This is a genomic window from Spirosoma migulaei (genome assembly GCF_054776855.1).
This window is the reverse complement of sequence record NZ_BAAHBG010000035.1, coordinates 20,667-45,667: the sequence shown is the minus strand read 5'-3', so window position 1 is coordinate 45,667 and position 25,001 is coordinate 20,667. Positions and strand designations below refer to the sequence as shown.

Genomic DNA, 25,001 nt, shown 5'->3' with positions numbered 1-25,001 from the left:
ACCCCTAGCTCCCACGATTGTTGGGGCTAGGGATGAATGAGGCTGATCTCAGAAAATGCTCGTTTATAAGAAACTGTAAGTCATATTATTAAGGAAAGTTCCTCTTGCCAATTTGTGATAACAGCATGCTCATTGCATATGAATAAAATATGGATAAACCGAAGCTCGTCTTTTTGTAATAATTGTACAATTCCAAGTCAATTTTTATAAGAATTATTAAGTTAATAAACTATTCCTAGTATCAAGGCTTTGCAAACGTGAGTCAAAACAAGCCTAAAATGGGAGAGGTAGCTACATAATAATCACACAGAGTAAAGCCGACTAGCCTGAAAAGCAAGTCTAGTATGACCTGCTTAAACAAAGACCCAGCTTATTTTGGCATATTTGCTAAACCAACCTAATCTTGACAAACTATCTACTCCGAGTAGGTAGCTATTTTTAATACATCATAGGTTTTTAGAAAGGGATAATCTAGGCAGATTATCCCTTTTTTGTGGTGTTAAAACGGTGATATGAGTATCTGTTCGAGTCTATATAAGGTACTCAGAAAGCATGTTTTTGTACAGAGTGTATCCACTAACTAAATGGCCATGAACAATGGTGAAAACCGTTGACCATGGCCATTGGCTCACTTGACAAAGCAAAAATGGCTAATTCAAGTAAGACTAGGGTTGTAGGATTTTCACTCAGAATAATCCTTCTCAAATGTATATTACTCGTGAGGTATACGATCAAAACGCATTTTTTATTAGACAAGGTGCCTTACAGGTATGGGGCGTGCAATTGGCCAAGCGAGTCGATCTTTGCCGGGTACGAGAGTTGTATAGTTTGAGTGATTTTTTTGCGGAGTTATGCTATGATAAAGTAACAGGAAAGCCCACTTGTATTTGTTCGTTTACGAGTTCTAATCGACTTCTGCTTTATGCAGAAGGAGTAAGCCTTGGCGAGCTAACTGGTAATGATAATCAGGCATCAGATTAACAGAGTGGAGTTATGCACTGTCTAAACCTACAACGCCTGGCTACTTCTGTAAATAGCCAAGCGTTGTACTTGATGGAGTCGATGAGAAAAGCGCCACATGCTCGAACATGTAATCTGTGTCCTTTAGACGTTGGTTACTAAATAAAGTAACGTATTTACTGAAAATTATTTTTCGATAATAAAAAAGTGCAAAATGGGCAATAATTAGGAAATAAGGTAACATAGTATTTTTTCTTAATTGATTTTATAACAAGGATTAGAAGCTGTTTGAGTTAATGCCAAACTTGTTTTATGGTACGCCTGATATGAGCGATCCAAATAAACGTTTGGGCGGATAAGATGGTGCGCTCGTAGTCTTTAGCCAGCCGTCGATTGTTTCCCAACCAAGAAATAGTTCGCTCCACTATCCATCGCCAGTGATGAATAACTAACTTACTGTCAGTAGGTTGATTAGCAATGGGGGACTTTGGAATTACTACCCGAATATCATATATAGTTTCTAATTGCTCTCGAAAATGACCCCCAAACGTACTGTCGGCGTACATCAACACCAAATCGTCCAGCAAGGGGTTAAGATGCTCGGCTTGCTCCCAAAGCAACACCCCTGCCTTGCCATCAGCTACGTTAGCAGGGCGCACGTCGGTCCACAACAAGTGGCCCATCGTATCGACCATCAAAAAACGTTTGCGGCCTTTAATCAACTTGCCTCCATCAAACCCTACTTGTTGAGTAGCCGTAGCACTATTTTTGACACTTTGCGAATCAATGATAGCTACCCTAGGCAAGGGCTTTTTGTCAACCTTAAGCCGATGATTCAGTGTCAACTCGTTGGCAACCAGTATCCACGTGTCGCTTTTGCTCCACTTCCTGAAATACCAATAAACGGTCTGCCAGGGCGGAAAGCCTTCGGGCAAGTCGCGCCAGATAATCCCGTTTTTGGTCAAATAAAAGATGGCTTCAACAATCCGTTGAAGCGGCCAAATACTTTTTCGTTGGACGAAAATAAGCTTTTCAATACCTTGCCATTGAGAAGCTGTCAAGTCGGAGGAATAAGGTTGCTGCACACAACTTAACTCTGATTGGCGGCTTTCTCGTTTCCAATACAACCTAACTCAAACAGCTTCTTATGGTAATACGTAAACATAAGATCTAAAGAGATGCTTGTAATAATGTCTATTGTAAAATAATCCTATTCTACTCGTCTAATTCCTTTTGCTGACGGTTATCAAGCTCAGCTCGTAGCAGTGTAAATTTTAGGCTTAGTTCCTGAATTTCTTCTTTTTGCTCATTCCAAGCCGTGAAACCAAGCAGCCCGCTTCTCTGGATAGCTTGTTTATGTCTAATTCTTAACTGACGCCAGGCTTGTATTTCAGCCGTTAAAACAGTTCTACGTTCGAGTAGATGCTTATAAATGAGTTTATTTTTATCTGAATTGAACTCAGCCATATGGTCCAAACCAAGGCCAATGACGAAAGCCTGTTACTCAACGATCAAGCGAGGATACGGTCCGTATGCTACTGATGGCGTTGGACAGTGATTAAAAAATCACTGTCTCACAATTCGCTCCCAACTGAGACGAGGACGTGTCAATAATTCGGGCGTTTAGTTATACACCATCAGCACATCTTGAATTTATGGGATGAGGTTAGCTCTGCGGCCTTTCTGGGCCAAAGGCCATTGGTCCGTTTAAACAGTGAATAATAGTCAACTGAAGTTAGTCATCAGTCCTTAATCGCTCAGCTAGCTAAGGTGAAACAATCTCAAAAATGAAACTAGGTGCAATTAGCCTTTTTGATTAAGTTGATCATTACGTTTACTAAAGCTGTAAATGACTTCTTACAATCTAAGTAGTTAATTAAGCAACTGCCCTTATTTATACTATTTAACTACATAGTTACATTTTTTTGATGAAAGCGACAAAGATAGTTCTATTCTTACTCAGCAGTAGCCTTTTGTTTAACGCCTGTAAAAAAGAAGACGCACAACCGCAGACCATTGCCAATGTGCTGGCCGATGGCGACTTTGAGACCTCTCCTTACTCAACCTGGTCATCGGCGGTCAATAAAAATTCACTTACTCAACCCACGAGTTATACCGTTGAGTACTCCACCGAGGCCGCCTCATCACCCTCGCATTCGATTAAAGTTAGTTGCAAGGCTGCTCCCACGGACTCGACTTATCATCTGTTTCAGCAGGTTCTTTATACTTCCTCTACGCCAATTCCTACGGGTGCCAAATTGACCTTAAAGGCCAAAATTAAGACCGTTAACCTGCAGGGTGAAGGCATCTCTATCGCCATGGGTGGCAACAAGGGCGTCAACGATAATTATGCCTCGGCTTTTTTTACCGAAAGTCGGGGGAAAGTAGCCATCTCGGGAACCAATGAGTTCAAAGAATATACGCTGACCTTCGATTCATTCCCGGCCAATACGTACAGCTATTATGTACTCTTCTTTTTCTTACCAAAAACGACTGGTACAGTCTATTACGATGATGTTACCTTGTCGGTGAATTAAGGAAACGGTACCCACCAATAGTTATCCACTAGATTTCACGCCCACACTTGGTTATGCGAAGGCTCAGCCCTGCTTTTGTTCTTCTATGCTATCTTGGCTTCAGCCTGCTTCTGATCCGTTGCAAAAAGGCAGAACCTGATCCACTGGCCGACTTATCACCAGACAAGCTCCGGGTTGTCCAAGCATTGAATAAAGTCATTCTGCCTTTACAGGATGCGGACCCCACACGGGAGTTTACCGAGCTGGCCCCTCTGGATACTGTCCTGGCCAAAGCCCAAGTGGTGGGGATGGGCGAAGGCACCCACGGCACGCGGGAGTTTTTCCGCATGAAAGACCGCCTGTTTCGCTATCTGGTTCAAAAACATGGCCATCAGACGATCGCTTTTGAGGCTAATTTTGGTCGCGCCGTTTTAGTGAACCGGTTTATTCATGGCCAACCTACGGGGCTAGCCTCAGCCGCTGAAGCCGCTAAAAGCATGTATTTTTGGACGTGGTCCACCGATGAGGTACGGGAGCTACTCCAGTGGATGAAAGACTACAATATCGGAAAATCAATTGATCAGCAGCTCTCGTTCTACGGCTTTGATTGCCAGTATGCGGATGATGAATTTCCCTTGCTGACGGAGTTTTTGACTCAGGTTGACCCCGCTTCTCGATCAACAGTTGATTCCTTGGCTAGTCAGTATGCCCTGGTGAGCAAGTTAGCCATGACCGATCCGCTTCGCCAGCAGTATGCCCAAGGTCTGGCCGTGTTGTCTCATCGGTTTGTCGTCAATGAAAGTAAATGGGTGGCAGTGGGCGGGCGTATAAATTATGAGATTGCTCGGCAGGCAGCTCGCGTGCTCATCCAGCAGCAGGATTTGGGCGATGGAAGCACCTGCAACTCGGGGGCCAAACGGGACCAGTATATGGCGGAGAATGTGCAATGGCTGTTGACCCGAATGAACGTTAGCAAGGTCAGTTTGTGGGCCCATAATTATCACATGGCCAATATGCCGGCTGCCTCCTGTAGCCTGCCCACAATGGGCGCTTATTTGAAAAAGCAGTTGACGAGTAAGTACCTGATCGTGGGTCAACTGCTCACCAATGGTTCGTTTACCGCCGTTGACGGCTCTCAAGGTATTGGCCGCTTAAAATCCCTATCGATCCGTACGGAGGGCGTGAACAATTCGTTCAACTACCTACTAGGTAAAGGGCAGTACACCACGTTTGCGATGAACCTGCACCAGCCTCAACTAGACACCGTAGTAACCAACTGGCTGAGCGCCCAGCACCCTTTGTTCGAAGCAGGTGCGGTTTTTGATGAAACTCGTCCTGAGCAATCTTATACCATAACAGCCTTGAGAGGCCGCTTCGATGTGTTACTTCATTTTCGGGACACGACCCCGACCCAACTCCTTCCCTGAACAATGCTGCTTAGATTGGTTTGCTATTAATCGTTCAGGTCTCAAATGATTGATTGTTTTCAAAAATCAGACGTTTAGTAGCTGTTGTTCAGGAGCCATTTTCCATTGTTCTTGATTGGGTACATTCAAGAAATGGGTGGCTGAGGGCTAAATTCATTGTCAAGTAACTAGTAAAAGCCGTTTTTCAAGTTTGAATGTTCTAAGGTGGAGTTGATCCATTCTCAAGCTATCCGAATGGTATCCTAAAAGTACAATCTCACAATATGCTCGTGGCTGTTGCACAACTCCACCAGTGACTAAAACTACTCAATAAGTGGAGTTTTTGTATCTTCAGCTATGCAAGGAAGAAAACACGACCACGAAAAACTCGTTACCCATTTCCAACTTTCCAGCCGCATTCCGAAAGATAACCTTTACCGTCGGCTGAAAGAGACGCTTGACCTTACTTTCCTGTATGAACACACCAAAAATTGCTACGGCTCAACAGGCAATCCCTCGATTGATCCGGTGGTCTTCTTCAAATTTATGCTCATCGGCTACCTAGAGAACATTACCTCCGATCGGAAGCTCATCGAGCATTGTTCTATGCGGATGGATATGTTGTATTTCCTGGGCTACTGCATTGATGAACCATTGCCTTGGCACTCAACTCTCAGCCGCACGCGACAGCTTTACCCAGAAACACTATTTGAGTTACTGTTTGATAAGGTGTTCAGTCTTTGCGTGGCCAACAACATGGTAGCTGGTCGTCGGGTAGCCATCGACTCCGCCCCTGTCAAAGCGAATGCGTCGATGGAAACGCTGCTAGAAAAACAACCTAATTTACCTGGTCCCAGACTGGTCCAATCGATTGAGGATCGAAATGGGCCAGTAGCCTCACTACCCAAACTCAGTATCCGTCAGGCTGCGCCGGTTATTACCGTGGCCGATCATCAGCTAAGGAGACTGGCCAAACACCAGCAAAACTTGAAGAGTGCACCGACAACTCTAGGGGCTGGTAACGAAAAGGCACAGTTGCTCAGCAACAAGACGCACTATAGTCCTACTGACCCCGATGCGCGTATTTCGATCAAGCCGGGTAAAGCCCGCAAACTTAACTACCATTGCAGCCTGGCTGTTGATACCGCCGAAGGGGTTATTAGCCATGTACAAGCCGATTTTGCCGATGGCCGCGACAGCCAGAACCTACCTGACATTACCTTGAAGCTTCAACAACGGTTGGCTCATAATGAGCTACGCCTTGAAGAAATACTGGCTGATACTGGCTACTCCAATGGTGGTAACTATGCTTTACTAGAACAGTGGAAAATCACTGGTTGGATACCCGTCTTCGGTCAATATAAGCCCCAAATCGAAGGCTTTCCCTATATTCCTGAAGCCGATCACTTTACCTGCTCGCAGGGTAAGCGTTTAGTGTTTAAGACATTTGACAAGAACGCCGATGGGGGCTGGCTGAAAGTCTATCGGGCGGATTATCAAGACTGCCAACAGTGCCCGCTCAAACCCAGTTGCGTTCCTAAGAGTCAATGCAGACAAATTATCCGGACGGCCTACGATCCCTTCTATCGTCGAGCCCTGGAACGCCAGCAGAGTCGGCGGGGCCAGCGCATGAAGAAGCTTCGCCAACGGACGGTGGAACCGGTCTTAGGCAGTCTAGTTGATTATTATGGGTTACGAAAGATCAATGTACGGGGCAAAGCTGGGGCTCATAAAGTGATGCTGATGGCGGCTATTGCCTTCAATCTGAAGAAGTATATGAAGTTCACCACCAAGTCCGCTCTCAGCCAGGCCATAGCCCTAAAAGTGGAGTGGTCTTTGGCATTCCAAGACACTTTTCGAGGCTTTGGGACGCTTTTTCTTAACTGAGATTAGAAACCGAAGGTAGAAAATCCTATTAGCCTATTTAGACAATCAGAAGTCAGTTAGAAAGCAGAGTTGTGCAACAGCCACGAGCATTTCGTGAGATTAAGTTAGTTACCTCTCTAGACAAATGTTACTTAGCTTTTTGTCCAATAAAAGGTAGCAAGTCCACTATATACGTATCCCATCTCATCCTCAGGCAAGACCAATTTAGTTGAATTCAAAATTATAGGTCAAACTTGGAATGGGTGCGCCGAAGATACTCAGTTGATAAGGGTTTGTCGCTTGCCCTTCCGTTCGGTAGAAAATTGAATACACATTCTTACGACCGTACAGGTTATACACCGTAAACGTCCAGTGACCCTGCCAGCGCCGGTTTTTCATACTGGGGTTGTAGATGTTCCAGGCAAAATCCAACCGATGATAGTCCGGTAACCGATACTGGTTGCGCTCGTCGTAATACGGGTACGTCCGGCCCTGGTAGCGAATTAATCCCTCCGGTGCCGTGTAAGGCCGCCCCGTGCTGTACGAAAAGTTGAAGGAGAAACTATGGGTCTTGCCCTGATTGATAGTCAGGCTCATGTTTAGACTATGGGGCCGATCATAGTTAGCTCGGTACCAGTTCCCCCCGTTGATCTGTTGCTGGAATTCAACCCCTTGATTCACCTGATTCAGCGTGCGGGCAAAGGTATAGTTGACCCAGCCCGTTAGTTCGCCTTTTTTCTTGGACACCATCACCTCCAGACCATAGGCTTTACTGCGGCCCGGCAGCAACTGGGTTTCGGGGTAGGGCTCTAACAAAAAATTAGCCCCTGGTTTGTAGTCCAGAATATGCTGCGTACTTCGCCAGTACACCTCTGCCGATAGTTCGAAGAGGTTATTTTTTGAGTTCCTAAAATACCCAGCTGACCACAATTGGCTCACCTGCGGCTGGCTATGCGCATCGGATGTTTTCCATCGGGAAGTAGGTAGGGGCGTAATCGTGTTGGTAATCACCTGTACGTATTGCCGCATCAGATTATAGCCAATCTTGATCGAAGAGGTAGGAGTTAGCGTATACCGCAGGCCCAGCCTGGGTTCAAAACCCCCATACTGTTTGCTTAGCTGTCCGGCCCGGTAAACCGTAGAGTCCACGACCGCCGACGCATCGGCCACGTCACTGTTTGCATACCGACGCACGATTGACGGTCCAAAATTCAGAAAATGGGAGTACCGCAGTCCAGCTGAAACCGCTAGTTTATCGGACAAACTGATCTCATCTTCGACATGGATGGCTAGCTCCAGTGCGTTCTCAATCGGTGTTTTCTGGTAGTTGACGGTCCGACTGCTGCCGGGGATCAGTTCGCCGGGATTGAGTCGATAATGTAAGCCGCTGATGCCAATCTCGATCTTCTGATTCGCTAACTGATAGTTTAGATTTGACTTAATCTGTCGTTGTAAGAGCGACTGTTTCAACTCGACTTTGTTGGCCGTACTGTCTTCGGTAGACAGGATGCGGGGAATGTACTGAGCCACCAGCGCTGTGGTTTGCACATTCACCCGGTTGTTGATGGCGTGAAACCAGCGGACCATGCCGTTAGCGGTTTGTTGAGCGTACTGCGTATTGATCGCATTGACATTAGACAGACTCCCCACCAAATTAGTCTGAAACAAATCCTGGCTGTAGTAACTGGTGGCGGTCACTGTATTACGGTCATTGACACGCCAGAACAACTTGGCCGTACCATCACCGAACTTGGCCCGAATGTTGTCAAAGCGGGGAGAAACCGCGCGCAGCAGAAAGTCATTAAACGCCCCTCGACCGGAGACCATCAGCGCCAGTTTGTCTTTGATGATCGGGGTCTCAAGGGTCAATCGGTTAGCCACCAGACTCACTCCGCCCCTCAGATGAAGTTGTTTAAGATCAGGGTTACGCAGGCTAATGTCCAGTACGGAAGCGGCTCGCCCCCCATACCGGGCCGGCACATTACCCTTGTAGAGATCAAGCCCACTAACCGCATCCGGTGGAAAGACCGAAAACAGCCCAAACATATGGGTGGGGTTGAAAATGGGCGTATCATCGAGCAGGATCAGGTTTTGATCCGTAGTTCCCCCCCGAATGTTGAGCCCATTAGCGGCTTCGCCCACACTCGTCACGCCGGGCAGCATTTGCAGGCTGCGTAAAATGTCTACCTCACCCAGAGCGGCAGGCATCTTCTTCAACGTCGCGATATTGATCTGACTAACCCCCAACAGGGGCTGACGAACCGTTCGATCGTAGCCTTTACTGGTAACGACTACTTCCTCCAACTGGCTGGCGACAGAAGCCAGTTTCACCGCTAGAGTTGTGTTTTCCCGCAGATAGAGCGTGGTCCGGAAGGGCAGGTAGCCCACGCTTCGAATGACGACGGCGTGCTTTCCCGGCGACAGGCGAACCAAAAACTGCCCCTGTTCATTGGTAGCGGTACCTTTACCAATTTTTTCATAATCGATCAGCACGGTAGCACGAGCCAGCACTCGACCCGTAGCCGAATCGCGAACGGTGCCATTAACCGATAGTAGCCCATTACGGTCGCTCGACGCTCCAGGTGTTTTATACGCCGTTATCAGGTCGCCAGATCGGCTTGGTGCGGGTGGCTGCTGACTTCCGGCCGGCGCTTCTACAATGGCCGTCGTTTTGGACAGCGGAGACGTTGGTAGAACGGCTGGTGGCTCATTGGGTATGATCGCCGTATTCGGGGCAACAGGTTGATGGCCCTGAGTCACAATCCGCTTTTGCCAATAGCCTTGCCGGTTTAACCAATCGGTCCATTGGTCCAGCCAGGCATCAGGTACCGTATCGAGCGGAGTACTACCAACCCGTTGACTTCCCAATTCATAGCTATGCAACTCTACTGACCGGCCAGCCTGTAGCCACTGCTGGTATAACTGGGCGGTCTGGATAGCCTTCTGGCGGGCATGGTTACTAGTCATCCCTGACAGGGCGGCAATAAACAGACCTGGCGCATTGGCCGGAACCGAGTCGGCGGCTAGGGCACCTATTTCAACCTGAAGAAGGCTCACAAAATCAGGGCGGGTTGCTTTAGTCGGGTTGTAAACTAGTTGTAGTGCCAGCGTTCCGCCCGTAGATACGCCCAATACGCCAATCTGATCCGGTTTGATACCCAGTTCGGCCGCGTGTTGGCGCAGGTAGCTAAGGGCATTGCGGCCATCAGCAAGGGCCATGGCTCGTACATTCAACGAATCTTGCGGGCTCAACGTACGCTCCAGACCCGCTGCGGGCAACACGGAGCCTTGAGCCAATCGGTAGGGTATTACAAAAACCGTTATGCCTCGTGCGGTTAGTCGAGAAGCCAGGGTCCTACTTTCCGGGTCCAATGCCTGCGTGGTCAATCTAACCTTCGGAAAAATAAGCACGGCGGTGCCCGTTGCCAGCACTGAGTCTGGTAAAAAAGCCGCCAGTTTTGATGAAGTCGTTATCCTCAACACGTTATTTTCCAGTAGACTGCCTGGGCGTACACCTTCAGCGTTGGTACGGTTAATGGAATCAGGGGCTTTGTTGCCAGGCGGTTGATTCACGAACTGCGCCTGGACGAGGTGGCTGGCAAGCAGATTTAACCCTAGAACGAATACGGTATAGTTCATCACGAGTTTAACTGGGTTTGTCATTCGCTATTCTTCCGGTTCGATTGTAGCCCTGTGTTGCGGACTATACTGGGTAGATGGTTTGGGCAACGACTGAGCTCGGGAAACTGATAAAAACAACATCAGGCAGTAGGTATAAGCGCTTAGGCCTGGTGGGCGTTACAAGGTTCAGTCACGCCAGCCTTCGGGTTTATACGGCGTTCGGGTATCACTGGAGACACAAACGGCTAAGGGAGGGCGGTTACCGATAGCTGGCTCCCGGGTCGGGTCATGACCGTTCAGGGCTTGAAATAAGCCAGGCGTGAAACCACTTGCGTCACTACGGGTTAGCCAATAGCGAAACGAAGAAACGCTGGATACGGTGAAATACCCAACCACCGCTTCATTGTACTGCGCCACATTGTGTATGTTGCCGACCAGCAGAGCCGGCTGCCCACCGTCCACACCGCCCGTCGTCTGAGTCTGGTCACTCAATCGCTTCAGGTACTCGTAAGCCGATTTGGTTAAGGAGCTTTGTCTAATGTCAACCAGGCAATGCTCTTTCGAGTAGAGGGGAATGCGGCCAACGAGCAGGCCTTTGACCGGATTCCCATTGCTGTACTGATCACTGAACAAGATCAGGTTATTACTGTAAATAATTTCCCAACAGGCTGTTCGACAAGTATAATCATAATTAGGGAAGGAAGAATTTAACGTATTATTGACACAATCTTCCAACAAGGCCCCTTGCGCATCAAGAATTTGGTAGAGTCCTCGCTGGCAACTACGGCACCATTCCTGGCGTTCCCAATCCGTCCATTCCCACCGGTAATAATTGGGTTGATTAGCCGGGTCGGTAAAGTCTACGTAGAAATCATGAGCGGCCGTATAAATATTATTTAATCGCTCCGTTCCGCTTAAACTTGTGGGATTAAACTGAGCGCGAACTTGCCCGATGGGCGCCACGGGCTGAAGTAACTCGGGGGTTGATTCATAGTGCGTGCCATCCGATAGCGTGAACTTGAGTTGGTACGTATGGCCAGTTTGACCCTTAAAGTCAGCGGGTAGCTGATAGCGGCCATCGGTAGTTTCCTGAGCGATCACCACGTTTCCTGAGTCAACGACGAGCTGTACGGTAGCCTTAGTGACGGGTAGATACCCTAATCGGCCGCTGAGGGGGTCCGCCTGGGAGCGATTAAGCCGAATCACCTGAGTCTCCGCCTTATCGGTAATGGTGCCATCAACAATCAACACATTAAGCGAGCTGTTAATGGTTGCTGGCCTGGGGTCAACACACCTAACGAGTCCTAAGCAACTGCTTAGGCAAATCAATAGAATGATGATTACTGAACGCATATAGCCAAGCAGGAAATTACTTTCAAAAGTAGACAAGCTACCTAGTTCGATTTTGGTATAAATCAGTTATTTGTTAGTATATTCCTATTGGCAGTTGTATATTGATTAGATGAAACGTTATATTCAGCATGAGCCCTTTAATGTCTATCACTTTACCGTAGATCGCTGGCCGCACCCAGTTCACAAGCATAGCTATTTTGAAATTATTTTTATCCGTAACGGTCTTGGGCGGCATTTTATAAACGGTCATACCTTTTCTTACGCAACGGGGGACGTGTTTTTATTAGGTCCGGAAGATTACCATTTCTTTGAGATTCAAGAACCGACTACGTTTTGTTATATCCGTTTCACGGAGTTGTTTCTTCGGGACCCTGCGCTGGCCCAATCCACCCAGTGGCTACCTATGGTCGAGTATTTACTTCAAACCCCTTACCAGGCCAACGGAAGTTTGGTGAAAGATCCAGGCGAAAAAGAGCTTTTGGAGCATTTGCTGATTGTACTAGTGCATGAATATGATCGGGAAGAAGGCTATGACATGCTGATCATTAATGGAATCATGAAAGCTCTTTTGGTGATGCTATCTCGTACGCTGGTTCGGCAACGAACACATGAATCCCAACAGCGTCCAAGCCCTAAACTAATGGAGGAGCTCTTGCTGTATATCTGCCAACACATTCAGGACCCAAACGCCTTGCGAATTGAACGATTGGTAGGACGCTTTAATCGGTCGGCCAGCTATTTAAGCGTGTTGTTTAAAAAGCAAATGGGGGAATCGCTGCAGGTTTACATTCTCAAGTATAAGCTCAGGATGATCGAGAATCGGTTGCGATTCAGCAATCAAAGTATCACGCAGATGACCACTGAATTTGGCTTTACCGATAGTAGTCATTTGACAAAGCTCTTCAAAAAACACTATGGCCTAACTCCTGGACGCTTTCGTCAAACAGCCGTTCAAGCGCAAAAGCCGTAGTGCATCGAACTCGACGTGATAATTGAGAACACTCTAAAGTGGTTGGTACGTCAACAAGGGAATTGGTTAGTTTGCGTCCTAAAGCTGATACGAAATGCGTCACGGCGACTACTTAATGCTGAGCTAAGCGCGGTCTACGTCGGTTTCAATGAGAACACCTGCAACGAAGAAGTACTAAAATGAAAATACTCCATAAAGTGTTGATTTTGACTTGATATACAGAAAATCGTATGCTACGAATTGCAGTGGAGAGGAATTGAAATAGGCCACTAGGTACTTAAAAGGTACTTTCTCAAAAATCGCTCCTATCTGAGACAAAAACTTGTTGCTATAAACTATATATCTCGTTTAAATCGGAGCGCCGAAGCGACCGTATCGACGGCTCGGCGTAAATTTCCGCCCATTTACAATAAGAAGCCCAGTTTAAATTAAAGTTGTAGTTATGTAATAGACTAGCGCAGATTACCTGCTATCAACTGATGTTCATTCTCTGGCTGAATTAACCCTTTAACAATAGCTTCGCATTCGACCCGTATGCGTTCAAAATTTAAATCTGCATCGACGTCCGCGTAAAAAACGGGTAGCTTACGGTTCGTCCCTTCGGCAAAGGTATACGTGGGCAGCTTTAACCGCGTATGAAAAACGGGCTCGACAGTTTCAGCTGTAATGCCTACAAATTCGCCAGTTTCCATTCGGTTTACTTCATGGGGCTTAAACAGAGCCTTGTCCTGAAGTGAAAAACTTACACCCTGGCTGTGGGAGCCAGACTTTGAATCTATACCGTTGGGATTGCTCCGGTTCTGACTCTCGTTCCGCTGAAGCATTTCCTCTTTCCCAAACAGCTTACTGACATACTCACCCGTTTCGATATTGGGATTCTTACCAAATAACTGGGTGTTTAGGTTGGATATAATCGCGAATGCTTCTTCTTTGCCGTAGGCTTTGATCATCTGACTAATATCCTGTGCCATATAAATGGTGGCTACCTTGTTACTTCTCGCCGTAGCTGGTAGATCGGAGAGGTTCGGTATGTAACACTGGGGGCCCTCATCCAGCAGCACCATGCTGTGTAATTTATCCGGGTTATTTAACTGCTTCAGCGAAGCCGTAATGAGCAGAGAGACAACAGGTGAAAGGGCCTCAATGATATCTTGTTTGGTACCGATGCAAAGCAGCTTGGGGTGTTGGGGATCATTCAAGTTAATGTCAAAATCATCTCCCGATAATACCCAGGCGATTTCCTTGGTATTCATTCGCCCTAGCGCATTTTGCAGCGTACCGTATTGACCCGCTAGCTGAGGTTCTGCTTTGGTTCGAATGGCCGTACTGACGCTGGCCACAATCGTTTTGGTCTCGTAGTTAGTTTCTAATAACCCGATCAACTGGTATACATCATGACCCAGAATCATATTGAGCACGTGCGGCAATGTACAGTAGTTGGGATAATGAATCTTCATGTACCAGATGACACCCGCTAAAATGGAAATGGCTGAGGTATCCCAAAAGTCCTTTTCTCGAATGGCTTTTCGGTTGAGCGTACAATAAAATGCAGCGGCAAATTCGTAGGCATACGCTTGGAAGTATAACAGTTCGGGTAGGAGGGGGTTGATCCGATGACTTCTGGAAAGGTCGACAAAATTGACGATAGCTAGATCGACCTGGCATTCAGAACGGCTATAGTGATTGTATGCATACTCCGTCAGAGAGGGAAACTTAAAATCAAAGAGTACACCGGTGTAATTCTTATAGGCAGCCTGGGCAATAATCTGATGGGCGACTGAGGCCGTTTTACCTGAGCCGTTAGAGCCGATGATCCCGACGCCCCGCGCTGGATTGGGAATGTTTACCCACGTTCCATTGGCTCCCCGGAAACTGAACGAATCCGGGTTGTCAATCTGCTTTTTATCCGTCGGTATTCTATACTTCGTTTGATCACCCTTGACGAAATGAGTTAAAAATGGAATTGATGGAATCACCAGCAGTAGTCCTGCCAGTTCCACATAATAGCTAAAGGGAAAGAGTTCAAATTTAAACAGCAGCAGACAGCCCAGTAAAAAACAACCTCCGATTAGTAGTAAGGCAATTCGGTCAACACTGAATAAACTCTTTTGCTTTTTTCGGTCTAGTTCAGCCTGGAGGGAGGTTTCAGGCAGCAAGAAGCAGCAGGCGTACAGGATAATAAACCCAACGCGGAGAACAAAGCCCGTTTTAAAAACCTGAAGCAAAATGTAAGGGGTAAATAGGAGCGGGTTATATTGAATCACTCCCTCCAGGCATAGTAAAGCCAGCAGCAAAAGTGTCAGGCTCCAGATGCCAATTTTAAGTTGATTAATATGCATAATCGGAGAGAACTGGAACCGAGTCCGTAAAAAGCTTAGATGAGTGGTGCTTTTTACGGATTCGGATCATGTTGGAATTAGTTAATGTCACGCCCATAGGACAAGCCTAATTTCCACCGGCCATTCTCTTTGACGAAAAGCTGGTTAAATGTTTTGGAAAAGCCATCATTATAAAACGCCCTGGCACTGACCATCGCCGAATCTACTCCTTGATAGTGCTGAGTAACCACCTCTACCTTTTTTAACCGGCCAATGCGTGTTTCCCTGGCGAATGTCTGTTCCATAATACCCGGCGTTTTACTAAATTCCTGAATCAGCGGTTTAGAACAGTACGTATAGACAGCCTGATTCAACACCGTTTTGTCACCGAGAAAGTACTTATTTGCCTCCTGGTAAACTGTCAGTAACACCTGCTTTGGCTCCATTGGAGTATGGCTGATGGCAGGCAACGTGTCTTTTCGTTTCTTAGCCGAAACGTGAACGATGAGTTCCGCGACCATGACCGAAAACCCCAGTAACGCAAACGCTATAAACGTGATGAGGGGCAGCCTACTTTTTAGAGTGATTTTATTTTCCATGCGTTTGGGAACTGAGTTGAATCTTTTTCGAGCAGAAAAACCGAATCCAAATACGTCTCATCGGCATAGATGAGCACGCCTTTCACCCGTACCCGACTCGAATCTTTTCCGTAGTCAGCCCGGATAAAGTTGAATTTTTTGTACTGATAATTCTTGGTTAACAGGGGTGACAGTTGCAGGAGTGAGGGCGTCGTATCGAATACGTACCGGGAGGCCAGTTCCCATTTTTGCGCGTTGATGCAACTGAGGTAAACCGCACAGATATGCTCAGGGGCGTTCGGTTTAGACGAACAGCCCATGCCCATCAGACAGATAAGCAGAATAGGCAGACTGGTTTTCATAGCTTAATAGCCGCTAAAGCATAGCGTTGGAAGCTTCGTTCGCGTGCTCCGTCGACATATTTTTGCTCCGCTGTCCTCTGGACCGCTTCAAACATCAACTCGTCTCCTTTTTGACGGAGTTCAGCGGCTTTTACGTACAGATCGATGGCCCCTTTTTGATTTGACATGCGCTCGCCGGTCGTCATCCGTAGACTGGTGGCCGCCGATGATGTACCAAAGGCCGCAGCGCCGGTCGATGGAGCTAGCGAAAATGCCCCATAATCAACGCCTGAACTTCCCTGAAACGAAGCCATTGCCGTTTTTAGGGCATCGGCCTGCGCCCGGGCAATCATGTTCTGCACCTGGAGCTCCATCATTTTTTGATCGGGTCCTTTAAACAAATCGCCAATTGCATTTAGAAGGCCACCCGTACCACTTCCGCCTGTCATAAGCTGGAGCATATTCTGCATAGCTCCATCATTCCAGGTATTGTCAAAGGAGAAGGGATCACTAAAGATGTTCCCATTAGCTAGGGAGCCTGTACTAAATAACCCTTTATTGGCGACCATCAGGGGCGTACCTTTGATATCTCCCTTGACGGCCAAATTCATGGCGAAGGCTTTCTTCTCGATTTCCTCGGCCATCTTGTAATAAACAAGTGCCTGCTGAATTTTGCGCTTCTGCATGACTGTCTGTAAGCCGTAGGTGCGATTCAACGTATTTCGTTTTACCTCGAAATATTCCCCTAAATCAGCTATTTCAGCTTGGCTTTCGGCGGTTCTACCCGTTTGGATGTAATCATACAATTTCATGCCGTCGGTTTCCTTCAAATCCCGATCACTTTGAACGACGCTGAAAATGTAGGCCTGATCCCACAGAAGCGGCTGGATGTATTCATTGTAAGGAACCTTTGCATATTCTCCGAAGGTATCCAGTTTGCCCACATCCGAAAATTTACTGAATCGGGCGGCAATGTTGAGAAACTCGTCCGCTGTCCGCAGCAGGTTTTCTATTTCAATCTGCGTTTCGAGTAAGGCGCTGGTATTTTGCCGGGTACCATTGTTGATGGTATTCCCTTTTTGTAATTCACCAAGCTGCTTTTTGGCCTTATCAACCAGATTCTTGAGTTCAATTAATCGTTGGATGGCCGTTACATCGATGGCAATTTGCGCCTTTACGGGTCTGGCGATCAACATACAAAAAGAGAGAACACCCGCTAAGATTATTTTCCGTTTCATGATTCTGTTTCCTATTTAGTTGATTTGAAAAAAACCTGATACCCATCCTGAATTTCTACCTGTTGAATCGAGCGCTGGCGACTGCCAGCCGTAACGGCGTTGGCAATTCCCCGAGCCGCTGAAGAACCAATCGAGCCGACAACACCCAGTGCCGAACCATAGGGTATATACGTCGTAGCGCTACTGACCGCATCGTTGACGGTTGAGCCGCCTACCTGCCGCATATTGTCATTGACATAATCGTAATTGTAGGTAATGCCGGTCTGGTAATCGGTATCGACGCACATCAAATCAACCGGTAACTTTTGGCCAGCGATCATACGGGCGGGAACCTGAAATTGAATTCGCCCGGAGCCTAGGTACGCCACTGCCGTTAATATGGTATTCCGGGGTATATAGACACGTAGAAATGTCACCGCTTCCGTTGTTCGAAAGCGGACTTTCCCGCCCGTTCGTATCAGTTGCTTTCCGTATACTGCCGCTGGAATGTAGCGGATCCCATCAACGTCGTTACTGGAACTGACGACCGATGGCGAAGCAGAAGGACGCGGTGTAGAAGCAGTAACTGATTCTGTTAAGGTGACACGAACTGTATTAAATGGATCGCCCTCCCCGGCAACATCCCTTGAGCGTTGACGCTTAAGCTGATGCTTTTGAACAACTGACCTTGCTTTGGATGGCGTTGCTACTGGCGCGTCTGTTCTGACTACCTGAACCGGGATCGGCAAGGTGGTCTGTTGACGACCCGTATCCAGTAGCTTCTTCGACTGGAGTTGACCAACCGGTTTGTAATTCCATTTACGGGCTATATAGTTTACATCAGGATTTGCCGTTTGCCCGTTCAGGTTGTTATTATTGATTTCGGCTTCAACGGAACTGACCATACTGGACTTTTCTAACCTGGTTTTTACGGTTTTATACAGATTCGGGTCATCGGGTACTACACGCAGACCTCTTAGCCCCAAACTGACTGTCCGTAAACCGAACAGAGCCCCTGCAATTAAGACTAGGGCCAACAAGACAAGTAAGGTCATCTTGTTTTTTGCTGCTATTGCCCGGGCCTTTTGAACGCGTTGGTCAGGAGAATCTGTCAACGGACTCTCTGTCGTTGGGGGATTGAGTGGCATCTCTGGCTGTTTTCGAATCCCCAGAATGTCGATTAGTTTAGCTTGAAGCGTCATACGTTGATATATTGAGGAATTACAACAAGGGGGCATTCATAATCTTTTGAGCAGGTACTTCCAGGGTGACCACCCGGGCACCTACTTTTTCCCGGAAGATGATTTCCAGATAGCCATCTTCCGTTGTGGAGTAGAGCGGAATAGAATAGTAAAATGCTTCCGTTCGTCCCGCTTCAATTCGGGCAGGCTCCAACCGATCATCCGGTTTCATTTCCTCAAATTGGGGAGAGACTTTGTTGCGCAACCGACGCGGTAATTTTTCCTTATAGGTGAATGAAACGATATCCAGCACGTAGGCAACTGTGGTCGTATTCCGAAAAGCGATCTTTAAATAGGTGCGCTCCGGATCGTTAAAAAGCTGCACACATTCCAGCTCAATGCCATCTTTCACCTCCCGAATATGCGTATTTGGTTTGATCACTTTCATCCGGGTAAGCTTAGAGCTCACTGGGGCTTCCACTGTTGACGATGAAGGTTGCCCAAGTCTGGTAGTTGGGCCGTCCAATACCCGGTAATCATAAAAGCTTTTCGCCGGTTTTCGCTCGTATCGAATGTACCCAGTAAACAGCGTGGAGCCCGCTTGAATTAATAAAGTAGTTGGTGTGGCATTGGGTGCTAATGCTTTTAAAAAAAGCATTCGTTCGTTTTCCACTTTACCAATGTAGGCTTTTGTCCCCAGGTTTACCAGGCTAATCGGCTCATCAAAAATAACGTAACTCGTTCCTTCGACAGTAACCGAAATCGTGTCTAAATGCTGCGCGGTGGCCGGAAGCAGGGTGGCCCAAAACGCAAGTGTCCATAGGCTATTCATCAGGGTTCTCGTTTTGGGGTATACTCAATGAAATTGAACTCTTTAATCTGCAAGCCGAATGGATTATCCTCGGAGCGGTAGGTCTGAATAAGATTGAACTTGGCAGCAATTGGGACGTATTGAACTTCATCGGGATAGAGTACCTTCTGCTGGGTGTAAACGATTCCGGTATAGGGTTGGGAGGAGACATTGACGGTGACACTATCGATTTGCAGTTCCGTCCGAATTGAATAGCGGTTGTAATTCTCCAAGACTTTCCCTTCCCGAAACGTCTGATAAATGGCTAAACCATCCTGCCGGTTAATCAGCTTAAAGGCTAGATCGATACGGTCTTTAAAGGTTTCTGCGTCATGACTGAACATCAGGCGCATAAAGTTTTTTATGTGGTTTCGGGCTTCATATACCGAAGGGGTAGCGGTTGGCGATTCAACCGCAGCCGTAGTCCCTTTATCCGAAACCACATACACCGTTTGGCGAGCTTCTTTTAAACTAGTCGAATAGGTCCATCCCCAAAAGGCATTGGAAATAAACAGGAGCAGGACTGTAACGATTGTAATCCATTTGAGAGCCGTAAACGCCTTACTAAAATTGACGGCTACACCGAGTTTATTCGTTTCTGTTACCATGATTGCTCGTTTAGGCGATTTGATCGCTGCTTTCTAACATCTTTTGGCGTTCACGCTGCTGCTCTTTTCGTTTTTCGCGATCCTGACGATAATCATTCAGGGCTTTGTTAGCCGCTCCACCAGCCAGCATAGCCGCTGAACCGGCAGCACCCTGCGCAGCCCGCAGAAACGACGCTGATGCCGCACTGCCAATAAAGAAAGAGGTTAACAGAGGTACACTTAAGTACATGAGAATAACGGCCCCATTGATGACTAGAACGTCTAGGACTGCTGATGCTTCGGACAGCGTTGTTCCCGATGGAATATCGAAATCGTGAATAAAACTGGCCATAATTGCATCCAGTATGGATAGCGTAAGACCCCAGAGTGACGTAGAGATAAAGATGCGTAGCCAGTGGCCAATAGTTCCCCCAAATCCTGGTATGGTAGCAATGGTAAACGCTACCGGCCCACAGGCCAGCGTAAAGGCCAATAGCATACTTTTGATTCGCTCAACAAACAGCCGTACAATCATCGCCAACCCATTCTCGACGGCCAGAATCAACCAGGTAAAAAACGAGGTGGCATCATCAAAGGGTACTTTGACGTTTGGGAAGGAAAATTCAGACGTATGTTTCTTTAAATAACCCGTCTCAGAAAGCGTGTTCAATGACTTTAAAATGTCTGTACTGCTATCGATTCCCGTCAAGCTTGTAAACCACAGGGTAGCGTCATAAATGGCGTACACTAAAGGTGAGTAAGCAGCCAGACAAATCCATATGGCTATCACTTTGATGATGGCCGATGGATCAAACCGCATATCACCAAAATACATTTTAGCTAGCGAAATCACCACGTGCAGAAAGAGCATGAGGGGAATGAACGTAAGGCATTTGGTGGCCATGCCGTCAATTAGTTTCTGGGCTGCACGGAAGAAAATTTCGCCTATGTTGTAGGAAGCCTGAAGTAGAATAAAGCCAGCCATGTTCATAGTTTTCCTGTTTTTTTTAGTTCAACAAATTGTTGGATAGCCGCATAGATGTCTCCGTATTCAGTCGTGAGTTGCCGCAGTGTCTCCCGCTCCTGAGGCTTCGAGGTGGACACAGCTTGGACGGCAAACGGAGCTTCTAAGCGGAATACCTTGCCGTATTCACCCTGTTTTAGGAAGATTTCTCGGTAATGCTTGTCAAGTTGCAGCGAGAGCACTTTGTCTTTTTCGTGCTGAGTGAAGGCCAGTTCTTTGGAAAGTACATCAATCTCTTCCGTATCGGTATGGCGTAGAATGTACTTGGTCGATGCATTTACTTTGATGGCCTTCCCGATTGGCGAGGTGATGATTTCATTAATACCCTGGGTAATGATGGTCATACTGCCGTTATTCTTTCGAATCGTGCGGTACATCAATTCAATAAAATCAGTCATGGTGTCCGACAGCATGGACCAGGCCTCGTCCATGTAAATCCATTTATTGATTTTGGGATAGCGCGCCAATTGATCGGCGGCTAATTCGGTGATGAGCATGCCCACGACGGGGTAAAGAATAGGGTTCGTTTTGATTTTTTTCATATCGAAAATTATCAGCTTCTGTTCCGCTAAATCCTCGTACTCATCCGAATTTAAGACCTCCTTATAGTGCCCAATGGCGAAGGGTTTTAGGCATAATAAAAACTCGTCAAAATGGAACGATCCGGCCTGTTTCTGGTACTCCCGATCCGTACTGCTTGACTCCATATACTCGATGATGTACTCATAAAAGCCCGCTAAAGAAGGTACCGTAACCGATGAATCAGTCGCTAAAGACTGTTGGTTGTAGTGAACATAATAATGCAACAGCAACTCGTTTAGGACTGACCGTTCTGACTGCCGAACGGTGCCGTTCTGCCCTTTCCAAATGACAGTTAATAAGTTCGTTAGAAAATTATTTTTGTCGCCATTTAAAACGAAGGTTCCATCTGGATTTCGCTCCACTAAAAAGGGATTGAATTTAAGCGGTCGCTCGGGGTCATACTCAAAATATTTGCCGCCGAGCGCAATCGATGCACTGAGGTAAGTACCGCCCACATCAATGATAATTTGTGGTTCGCCCCGGTCAAATCGTTGCAGAATAAACCAGGCCATCGTAAAGGATTTTCCGCTCCCGGTCGGTCCGATCACCAGTGCATTTTGATTCTCTAATTCGGTATTAAACAGATTGACTAAAACTGGAACCCCAAAGCGGTCACACAGTAAGTCGCCTTTCACATCCGAAGTATATTTGGTCAGAAAATTTAGATAAGCGGCTCCATTATCCCCCGTCATCGTCAGCCACCGGTAGTTTTGGTCGGAATTTCCGGGTGCGTTGGCAATGAATAGATTAGCCGTATCCATACTTTCAATAAAACAGTCCGATGAACCCATTTCCCGAAAAGCAGCCACAGTTCGCTGAATGTGTCGTTCTAACTCGGACGCATTTCCCCCGTAGAGAATGAGGCTGACGGAAGTGGAAACAATGTTTTTATTCTCACTTCTGACCTCTTCGGTAAAGTCTAGAATTTCTTCCCGCTTGATTCGATTATCCTGGGTCATCATAAAGTCGAGGTTCTGAATAACCTTAGCCGTTGTATCCATGTCGGATAAGATCTTTTCTTTATTCATGATCTTTATCGACACGCTCAATACATGCGGGAAGTAGAGGTAATTAGTCAGCGGATACACCCAGGGCGACATAATGTTACGGGTATTGCGCGCGAAGGGCTCTAGCGGGCTACCCTGACCAGACATGGTAATTACATTCACCCTCTTTTCGCCAATGGCCGCATGGGTTGAGGAGGGGCCAAAAGTTCTCAACGCATCGGTTGGCTGATACGCCTTATCAAATTCCAGGTTATAATATTGCAGATAGAGGTTTTGTAAGCCTTCATCATCCAGCCGATTGAATAAAATACCCTCAAACGAAGCCAGCGTTGTCGTAAAATCGGCTGCTACCTGCTCAATGGCAGCTTGTCGATCCTCAATTCTGTCAAACGGATTTTTTGTTAAACTCCGACCTAGGGCAAATAAGGTGTTGGCTGCGTTGCGATCCCGTTCGAGTTCGGGTCCCATGCTGATCAGCAAATAGCCGTCATGAAGTAAAATTTGTCGTTCGGTAAAATGCTCGATAGTTCGGCGCTGAAAGTACGTTTTATCCCGGGTAGAGGTCTTATACTCCTTGAAATAATACGCATCAAGCTTTTGAATGATCGTTCCTACCGGAAGTATTTTTAACGCGCCAAAAAGCAGGGTATTCAGATAATCGTACTGTTTAGCAGATAGCTTTTCGGCTTCTATACCATCGACCGAAAAGCCAACCGCCACCCGCCCATCTTTTAAAATAAGCTGACTCGATTCTACCGAAAAGATGGGTATAATGTCATCAACTGTTTTTGTATTGTTGTCGATGCTGACCATTGCGTTGGTTGCGTTTATCGATGAAACTTAACTTTTTCATCCAGATCCGTTTGGGTTGGAAAAAGTGAAAGGAAAGCAAACTGACGATGTACGAAGGATGCTTGTTTTTTAGCCCATAGCGGACAATTCCGATGTAGATGCCCATGGCCACAATACCCGCAATGTTATACCAGACCGAAATGGGAATAAACATGCGGACGATGCCAATAAAAATCATGATGCCAAAAAATAAGGCCAGCGTAACGCCTAAATCGCGGATTTCAATGCCAAGAATTAGCGTCTTTTGTTCCAGTGATTTTCGTACTTCCATCGCTAGTCTATCTTGGCTCAAAACCACCCGTCGAACTGCTGCCAACCGATGAGGTAATATCTTCTACGATGGTGTTAAAGCCGTACCAGAGGATTGCCCCTACGACAAGCATCAGTAAGTTGCGAGCCGCATTGGGTGAGTTGGAAATGAAGCCCGCAACAGTTCGTATCAGGCCGACGACCATGAGTATGATGAAAAGTGCATTAGCCGCCGTTTGAATAATCTTGGCAATGTTTTTTACCGACCCAGATATCCCTGATTGCGCATAAGCCTCGGGACCCAGGATCACTAGCCCAAAGGCGATGATAAAGAAGGCTACTGATCGCGTTACAGACTGAGCACTTTTTTGTTCTGAGAGTAACATACCATGTTGTGTTTAGGGGTGAATCTATTGATTTAGAAAATGAAAGGAGTTTGCATTTGATTGACTGTCAGTAACTATTGCTGGATTTCTCGGTTTTGGTGAAGGCTGAATTGGCTTTTTTGCTTGCCGCAGGCGAGCGGTTAAAGCCAGTAAACTTTTAGATGAACTATAGCTGACTACCTGGCCGATGGCTGACAGGAAAAGGGCGATACATAAGAGTGTGAACACGTCGTCGAGCAACGCATTACCCAGTGTTTTTAACGCATTTTCATAGGTGCCTTGACACAGGAATCGATTGGGTACGGGGCTGCTTGTTAGCCCATCACTCGTTAGAAATAAACTATGGAGCAGCATACGTTTAGGTGAATTTTAGGATTAAGATTGAGTCGTCTCCTTTCGCTTAGGGCCAAAGTTTTTTAGGCTGGCCCGAAGTTTTTTCGCTTTCTCTTCGTCAAACTGACTTACCCCTTTCAGGGCCGTATTGATGGTTGCTAACGGGCCCGATTCAACGGCCTTTGTGGATTGACTGACTCCAGTTGATCCAGCGTCGTTGGGGGTTGAATTAGTCTGTGGTTCCTCTTTTTTTGCCCCGTCGTTTTGGAACTTGCCAGTGATCGATGTGGCTATAGGTTCCTGCTTTGACAAAGCCTGGGGTTTCTTGCTTAGGTCAGGTTCGTTATTTTTATCGGGTTGAAAGCGGTTAATCACTCGTTTACTCCCTTCATTGTAGGACAGCGCGGAGACATGCAGTAGCTGCTTTTCACGTAAGCCGGTAATTTGGTATAGGCCACCACCCTGGCCAGTTGCCCTCAAGTGATCTGGTTGTTTGCGGTTTAGACCTGTCCAGACGAGGCCTGTAAACCAGAAAATTGCTAGGTATATACCTGTTTCATCGTAAGGATTTCCAATTGAAAAATCATAAAGATTATGGAAGAAATTTATACCAAAGAAAAAATAAAAAACGATTGCAGTGGTCAGCAAGGCAATAGGCCAGTAAGTTTTCCATTTTATCATAATAATCATATTAAATATTGTATTAATACAATTAATTTGAAAATTAAGACAATTTTACCCCATTCATTAGCAAGTATAGCAAAAACTTTCTTAGAATTGTATGCTACTTTTTTCTATCATAAT

At 46.6% G+C, this 25,001-nt stretch carries 22 protein-coding genes; 5 read left to right on the top strand and 17 right to left on the bottom strand.

Annotated features, from left to right (window positions below):
• Positions 1-705: 705 nt before the first annotated feature.
• Positions 706-981, top strand: a complete 276-nt coding sequence (locus tag ACYVGO_RS32420; RefSeq protein WP_460972888.1) for a hypothetical protein — start codon at positions 706-708, stop codon at positions 979-981.
• Positions 982-1,253: 272 nt separating this feature from the next.
• Here ACYVGO_RS32420 and ACYVGO_RS32415 read toward each other — a convergent pair whose 3' ends face one another.
• Positions 1,254-2,045 (bottom strand): IS5 family transposase, encoded by a 792-nt coding sequence (locus tag ACYVGO_RS32415; protein ID WP_460972887.1) that lies wholly within the window; start codon positions 2,043-2,045, stop codon positions 1,254-1,256.
• A 130-nt stretch (positions 2,046-2,175) separates the two neighbouring features.
• On the bottom strand, positions 2,176-2,427 hold the full coding sequence (locus ACYVGO_RS32410; RefSeq protein ID WP_460972886.1) for a hypothetical protein: 252 nt from the start codon (positions 2,425-2,427) through the stop codon (positions 2,176-2,178).
• A 461-nt stretch (positions 2,428-2,888) separates the two neighbouring features.
• Here ACYVGO_RS32410 and ACYVGO_RS32405 point away from each other — a divergent pair, with 461 nt between their 5' ends.
• The 3 genes from ACYVGO_RS32405 (at position 2,889) to ACYVGO_RS32395 (ending at position 6,769) form a co-directional block, all read left to right on the top strand.
• Positions 2,889-3,497: a hypothetical protein gene (locus tag ACYVGO_RS32405; protein ID WP_460972885.1), complete on the top strand. Its 609-nt coding sequence runs from the start codon at positions 2,889-2,891 to the stop codon at positions 3,495-3,497.
• Between the two features lie 53 nt (positions 3,498-3,550).
• Positions 3,551-4,903 carry an erythromycin esterase family protein gene (locus ACYVGO_RS32400; protein WP_460972884.1) on the top strand — a complete coding sequence of 451 codons (1,353 nt, stop codon included), beginning with the start codon at positions 3,551-3,553 and terminating at the stop codon, positions 4,901-4,903.
• Between the two features lie 336 nt (positions 4,904-5,239).
• A complete protein-coding gene (locus ACYVGO_RS32395) occupies positions 5,240-6,769 on the top strand; it encodes an IS1182 family transposase (RefSeq protein WP_460972883.1) in 1,530 nt (509 codons plus the stop codon).
• Between the two features lie 204 nt (positions 6,770-6,973).
• On the opposite strand, the gene ACYVGO_RS32390 is transcribed toward ACYVGO_RS32395, so the two are convergent.
• Both ACYVGO_RS32390 and ACYVGO_RS32385 read right to left on the bottom strand, forming a co-directional pair.
• Complete coding sequence (locus ACYVGO_RS32390; RefSeq protein ID WP_460972882.1) at positions 6,974-10,411, bottom strand: TonB-dependent receptor domain-containing protein; 3,438 nt, start codon at positions 10,409-10,411, stop codon at positions 6,974-6,976.
• Positions 10,412-10,555: 144 nt separating this feature from the next.
• A complete protein-coding gene (locus tag ACYVGO_RS32385; RefSeq protein WP_460972881.1) occupies positions 10,556-11,722 on the bottom strand; it encodes a DUF4249 domain-containing protein in 1,167 nt (388 codons plus the stop codon).
• Between the two features lie 109 nt (positions 11,723-11,831).
• On the opposite strand from ACYVGO_RS32385, the gene ACYVGO_RS32380 reads away from it, so the two are divergent.
• Positions 11,832-12,692, top strand: coding sequence for a helix-turn-helix transcriptional regulator (locus ACYVGO_RS32380; protein WP_460972880.1), 861 nt, complete (start codon positions 11,832-11,834; stop codon positions 12,690-12,692).
• Positions 12,693-13,144: 452 nt separating this feature from the next.
• Here ACYVGO_RS32380 and ACYVGO_RS32375 read toward each other — a convergent pair whose 3' ends face one another.
• The 13 genes from ACYVGO_RS32375 to ACYVGO_RS32315 all read right to left on the bottom strand — a co-directional run bounded on the left by ACYVGO_RS32375 (position 13,145) and on the right by ACYVGO_RS32315 (position 24,878).
• Positions 13,145-15,031 carry a type IV secretory system conjugative DNA transfer family protein gene (locus ACYVGO_RS32375; protein ID WP_460972879.1) on the bottom strand — a complete coding sequence of 629 codons (1,887 nt, stop codon included), beginning with the start codon at positions 15,029-15,031 and terminating at the stop codon, positions 13,145-13,147.
• 77 nt (positions 15,032-15,108) lie between these two features.
• Positions 15,109-15,609 (bottom strand): hypothetical protein, encoded by a 501-nt coding sequence (locus ACYVGO_RS32370; protein WP_460972878.1) that lies wholly within the window; start codon positions 15,607-15,609, stop codon positions 15,109-15,111.
• On the bottom strand, positions 15,588-15,950 hold the full coding sequence (locus tag ACYVGO_RS32365) for a hypothetical protein (RefSeq protein ID WP_460972877.1): 363 nt from the start codon (positions 15,948-15,950) through the stop codon (positions 15,588-15,590). Before ACYVGO_RS32365 ends, ACYVGO_RS32370 begins: the two co-directional genes overlap by 22 nt.
• Positions 15,947-17,167 (bottom strand): hypothetical protein, encoded by a 1,221-nt coding sequence (locus tag ACYVGO_RS32360; protein ID WP_460972876.1) that lies wholly within the window; start codon positions 17,165-17,167, stop codon positions 15,947-15,949. The genes ACYVGO_RS32365 and ACYVGO_RS32360 overlap by 4 nt, the downstream gene beginning before the upstream one ends.
• Before the next feature lie 11 nt (positions 17,168-17,178).
• Positions 17,179-18,348 (bottom strand): conjugative transposon protein TraM, encoded by a 1,170-nt coding sequence (gene traM, locus ACYVGO_RS32355; protein ID WP_460972875.1) that lies wholly within the window; start codon positions 18,346-18,348, stop codon positions 17,179-17,181.
• Positions 18,349-18,367: 19 nt separating this feature from the next.
• Entirely contained in the window at positions 18,368-19,159 is a 792-nt protein-coding gene (locus ACYVGO_RS32350) for a DUF4138 domain-containing protein (RefSeq protein ID WP_460972874.1), read from the bottom strand.
• On the bottom strand, positions 19,159-19,785 hold the full coding sequence (locus tag ACYVGO_RS32345) for a hypothetical protein (protein WP_111350808.1): 627 nt from the start codon (positions 19,783-19,785) through the stop codon (positions 19,159-19,161). The genes ACYVGO_RS32350 and ACYVGO_RS32345 overlap by 1 nt, the downstream gene beginning before the upstream one ends.
• Positions 19,786-19,795: 10 nt before the next feature.
• The gene (locus ACYVGO_RS32340) at positions 19,796-20,749 is read right to left on the bottom strand and encodes a hypothetical protein (RefSeq protein ID WP_460972873.1); all 954 of its coding nucleotides are present in this window, start codon (positions 20,747-20,749) and stop codon (positions 19,796-19,798) included.
• Between the two features lie 2 nt (positions 20,750-20,751).
• Entirely contained in the window at positions 20,752-23,190 is a 2,439-nt protein-coding gene (locus ACYVGO_RS32335) for a VirB4 family type IV secretion system protein (RefSeq protein WP_460972872.1), read from the bottom strand.
• On the bottom strand, positions 23,156-23,500 hold the full coding sequence (locus ACYVGO_RS32330) for a hypothetical protein (RefSeq protein ID WP_460972871.1): 345 nt from the start codon (positions 23,498-23,500) through the stop codon (positions 23,156-23,158). The genes ACYVGO_RS32335 and ACYVGO_RS32330 overlap by 35 nt, the downstream gene beginning before the upstream one ends.
• Positions 23,501-23,507: 7 nt before the next feature.
• Positions 23,508-23,864, bottom strand: a complete 357-nt coding sequence (locus ACYVGO_RS32325) for a hypothetical protein (protein WP_111350803.1) — start codon at positions 23,862-23,864, stop codon at positions 23,508-23,510.
• A 24-nt stretch (positions 23,865-23,888) separates the two neighbouring features.
• Positions 23,889-24,218, bottom strand: a complete 330-nt coding sequence (locus ACYVGO_RS32320) for a hypothetical protein (RefSeq protein ID WP_460972870.1) — start codon at positions 24,216-24,218, stop codon at positions 23,889-23,891.
• A 21-nt stretch (positions 24,219-24,239) separates the two neighbouring features.
• A complete protein-coding gene (locus ACYVGO_RS32315) occupies positions 24,240-24,878 on the bottom strand; it encodes a hypothetical protein (protein WP_460972869.1) in 639 nt (212 codons plus the stop codon).
• Between the last annotated feature and the right edge of the window lie 123 nt (positions 24,879-25,001).

Bases quoted from the DNA above. Each gene is read 5' to 3' on its own strand.
- ACYVGO_RS32420 (WP_460972888.1), top strand. From the start codon at position 706: ATGTATATTACTCGTGAGGTATACGATCAAAACGCATTTTTTATTAGA.
- ACYVGO_RS32410 (WP_460972886.1), bottom strand. From the start codon at position 2,427: ATGGCTGAGTTCAATTCAGATAAAAATAAACTCATTTATAAGCATCTA.
- ACYVGO_RS32405 (WP_460972885.1), top strand. From the start codon at position 2,889: ATGAAAGCGACAAAGATAGTTCTATTCTTACTCAGCAGTAGCCTTTTG.
- ACYVGO_RS32400 (WP_460972884.1), top strand. From the start codon at position 3,551: ATGCGAAGGCTCAGCCCTGCTTTTGTTCTTCTATGCTATCTTGGCTTC.
- ACYVGO_RS32395 (WP_460972883.1), top strand. From the start codon at position 5,240: ATGCAAGGAAGAAAACACGACCACGAAAAACTCGTTACCCATTTCCAA.
- ACYVGO_RS32390 (WP_460972882.1), bottom strand. From the start codon at position 10,411: ATGACAAACCCAGTTAAACTCGTGATGAACTATACCGTATTCGTTCTA.
- ACYVGO_RS32385 (WP_460972881.1), bottom strand. From the start codon at position 11,722: ATGCGTTCAGTAATCATCATTCTATTGATTTGCCTAAGCAGTTGCTTA.
- ACYVGO_RS32380 (WP_460972880.1), top strand. From the start codon at position 11,832: ATGAAACGTTATATTCAGCATGAGCCCTTTAATGTCTATCACTTTACC.
- ACYVGO_RS32375 (WP_460972879.1), bottom strand. From the start codon at position 15,031: ATGCATATTAATCAACTTAAAATTGGCATCTGGAGCCTGACACTTTTG.
- ACYVGO_RS32370 (WP_460972878.1), bottom strand. From the start codon at position 15,609: ATGGAAAATAAAATCACTCTAAAAAGTAGGCTGCCCCTCATCACGTTT.
- ACYVGO_RS32365 (WP_460972877.1), bottom strand. From the start codon at position 15,950: ATGAAAACCAGTCTGCCTATTCTGCTTATCTGTCTGATGGGCATGGGC.
- ACYVGO_RS32360 (WP_460972876.1), bottom strand. From the start codon at position 17,167: ATGAAACGGAAAATAATCTTAGCGGGTGTTCTCTCTTTTTGTATGTTG.
- traM (WP_460972875.1), bottom strand. From the start codon at position 18,348: ATGACGCTTCAAGCTAAACTAATCGACATTCTGGGGATTCGAAAACAG.
- ACYVGO_RS32350 (WP_460972874.1), bottom strand. From the start codon at position 19,159: ATGAATAGCCTATGGACACTTGCGTTTTGGGCCACCCTGCTTCCGGCC.
- ACYVGO_RS32345 (WP_111350808.1), bottom strand. From the start codon at position 19,785: ATGGTAACAGAAACGAATAAACTCGGTGTAGCCGTCAATTTTAGTAAG.
- ACYVGO_RS32340 (WP_460972873.1), bottom strand. From the start codon at position 20,749: ATGGCTGGCTTTATTCTACTTCAGGCTTCCTACAACATAGGCGAAATT.
- ACYVGO_RS32335 (WP_460972872.1), bottom strand. From the start codon at position 23,190: ATGGTCAGCATCGACAACAATACAAAAACAGTTGATGACATTATACCC.
- ACYVGO_RS32330 (WP_460972871.1), bottom strand. From the start codon at position 23,500: ATGGAAGTACGAAAATCACTGGAACAAAAGACGCTAATTCTTGGCATT.
- ACYVGO_RS32325 (WP_111350803.1), bottom strand. From the start codon at position 23,864: ATGTTACTCTCAGAACAAAAAAGTGCTCAGTCTGTAACGCGATCAGTA.
- ACYVGO_RS32320 (WP_460972870.1), bottom strand. From the start codon at position 24,218: ATGCTGCTCCATAGTTTATTTCTAACGAGTGATGGGCTAACAAGCAGC.
- ACYVGO_RS32315 (WP_460972869.1), bottom strand. From the start codon at position 24,878: ATGATAAAATGGAAAACTTACTGGCCTATTGCCTTGCTGACCACTGCA.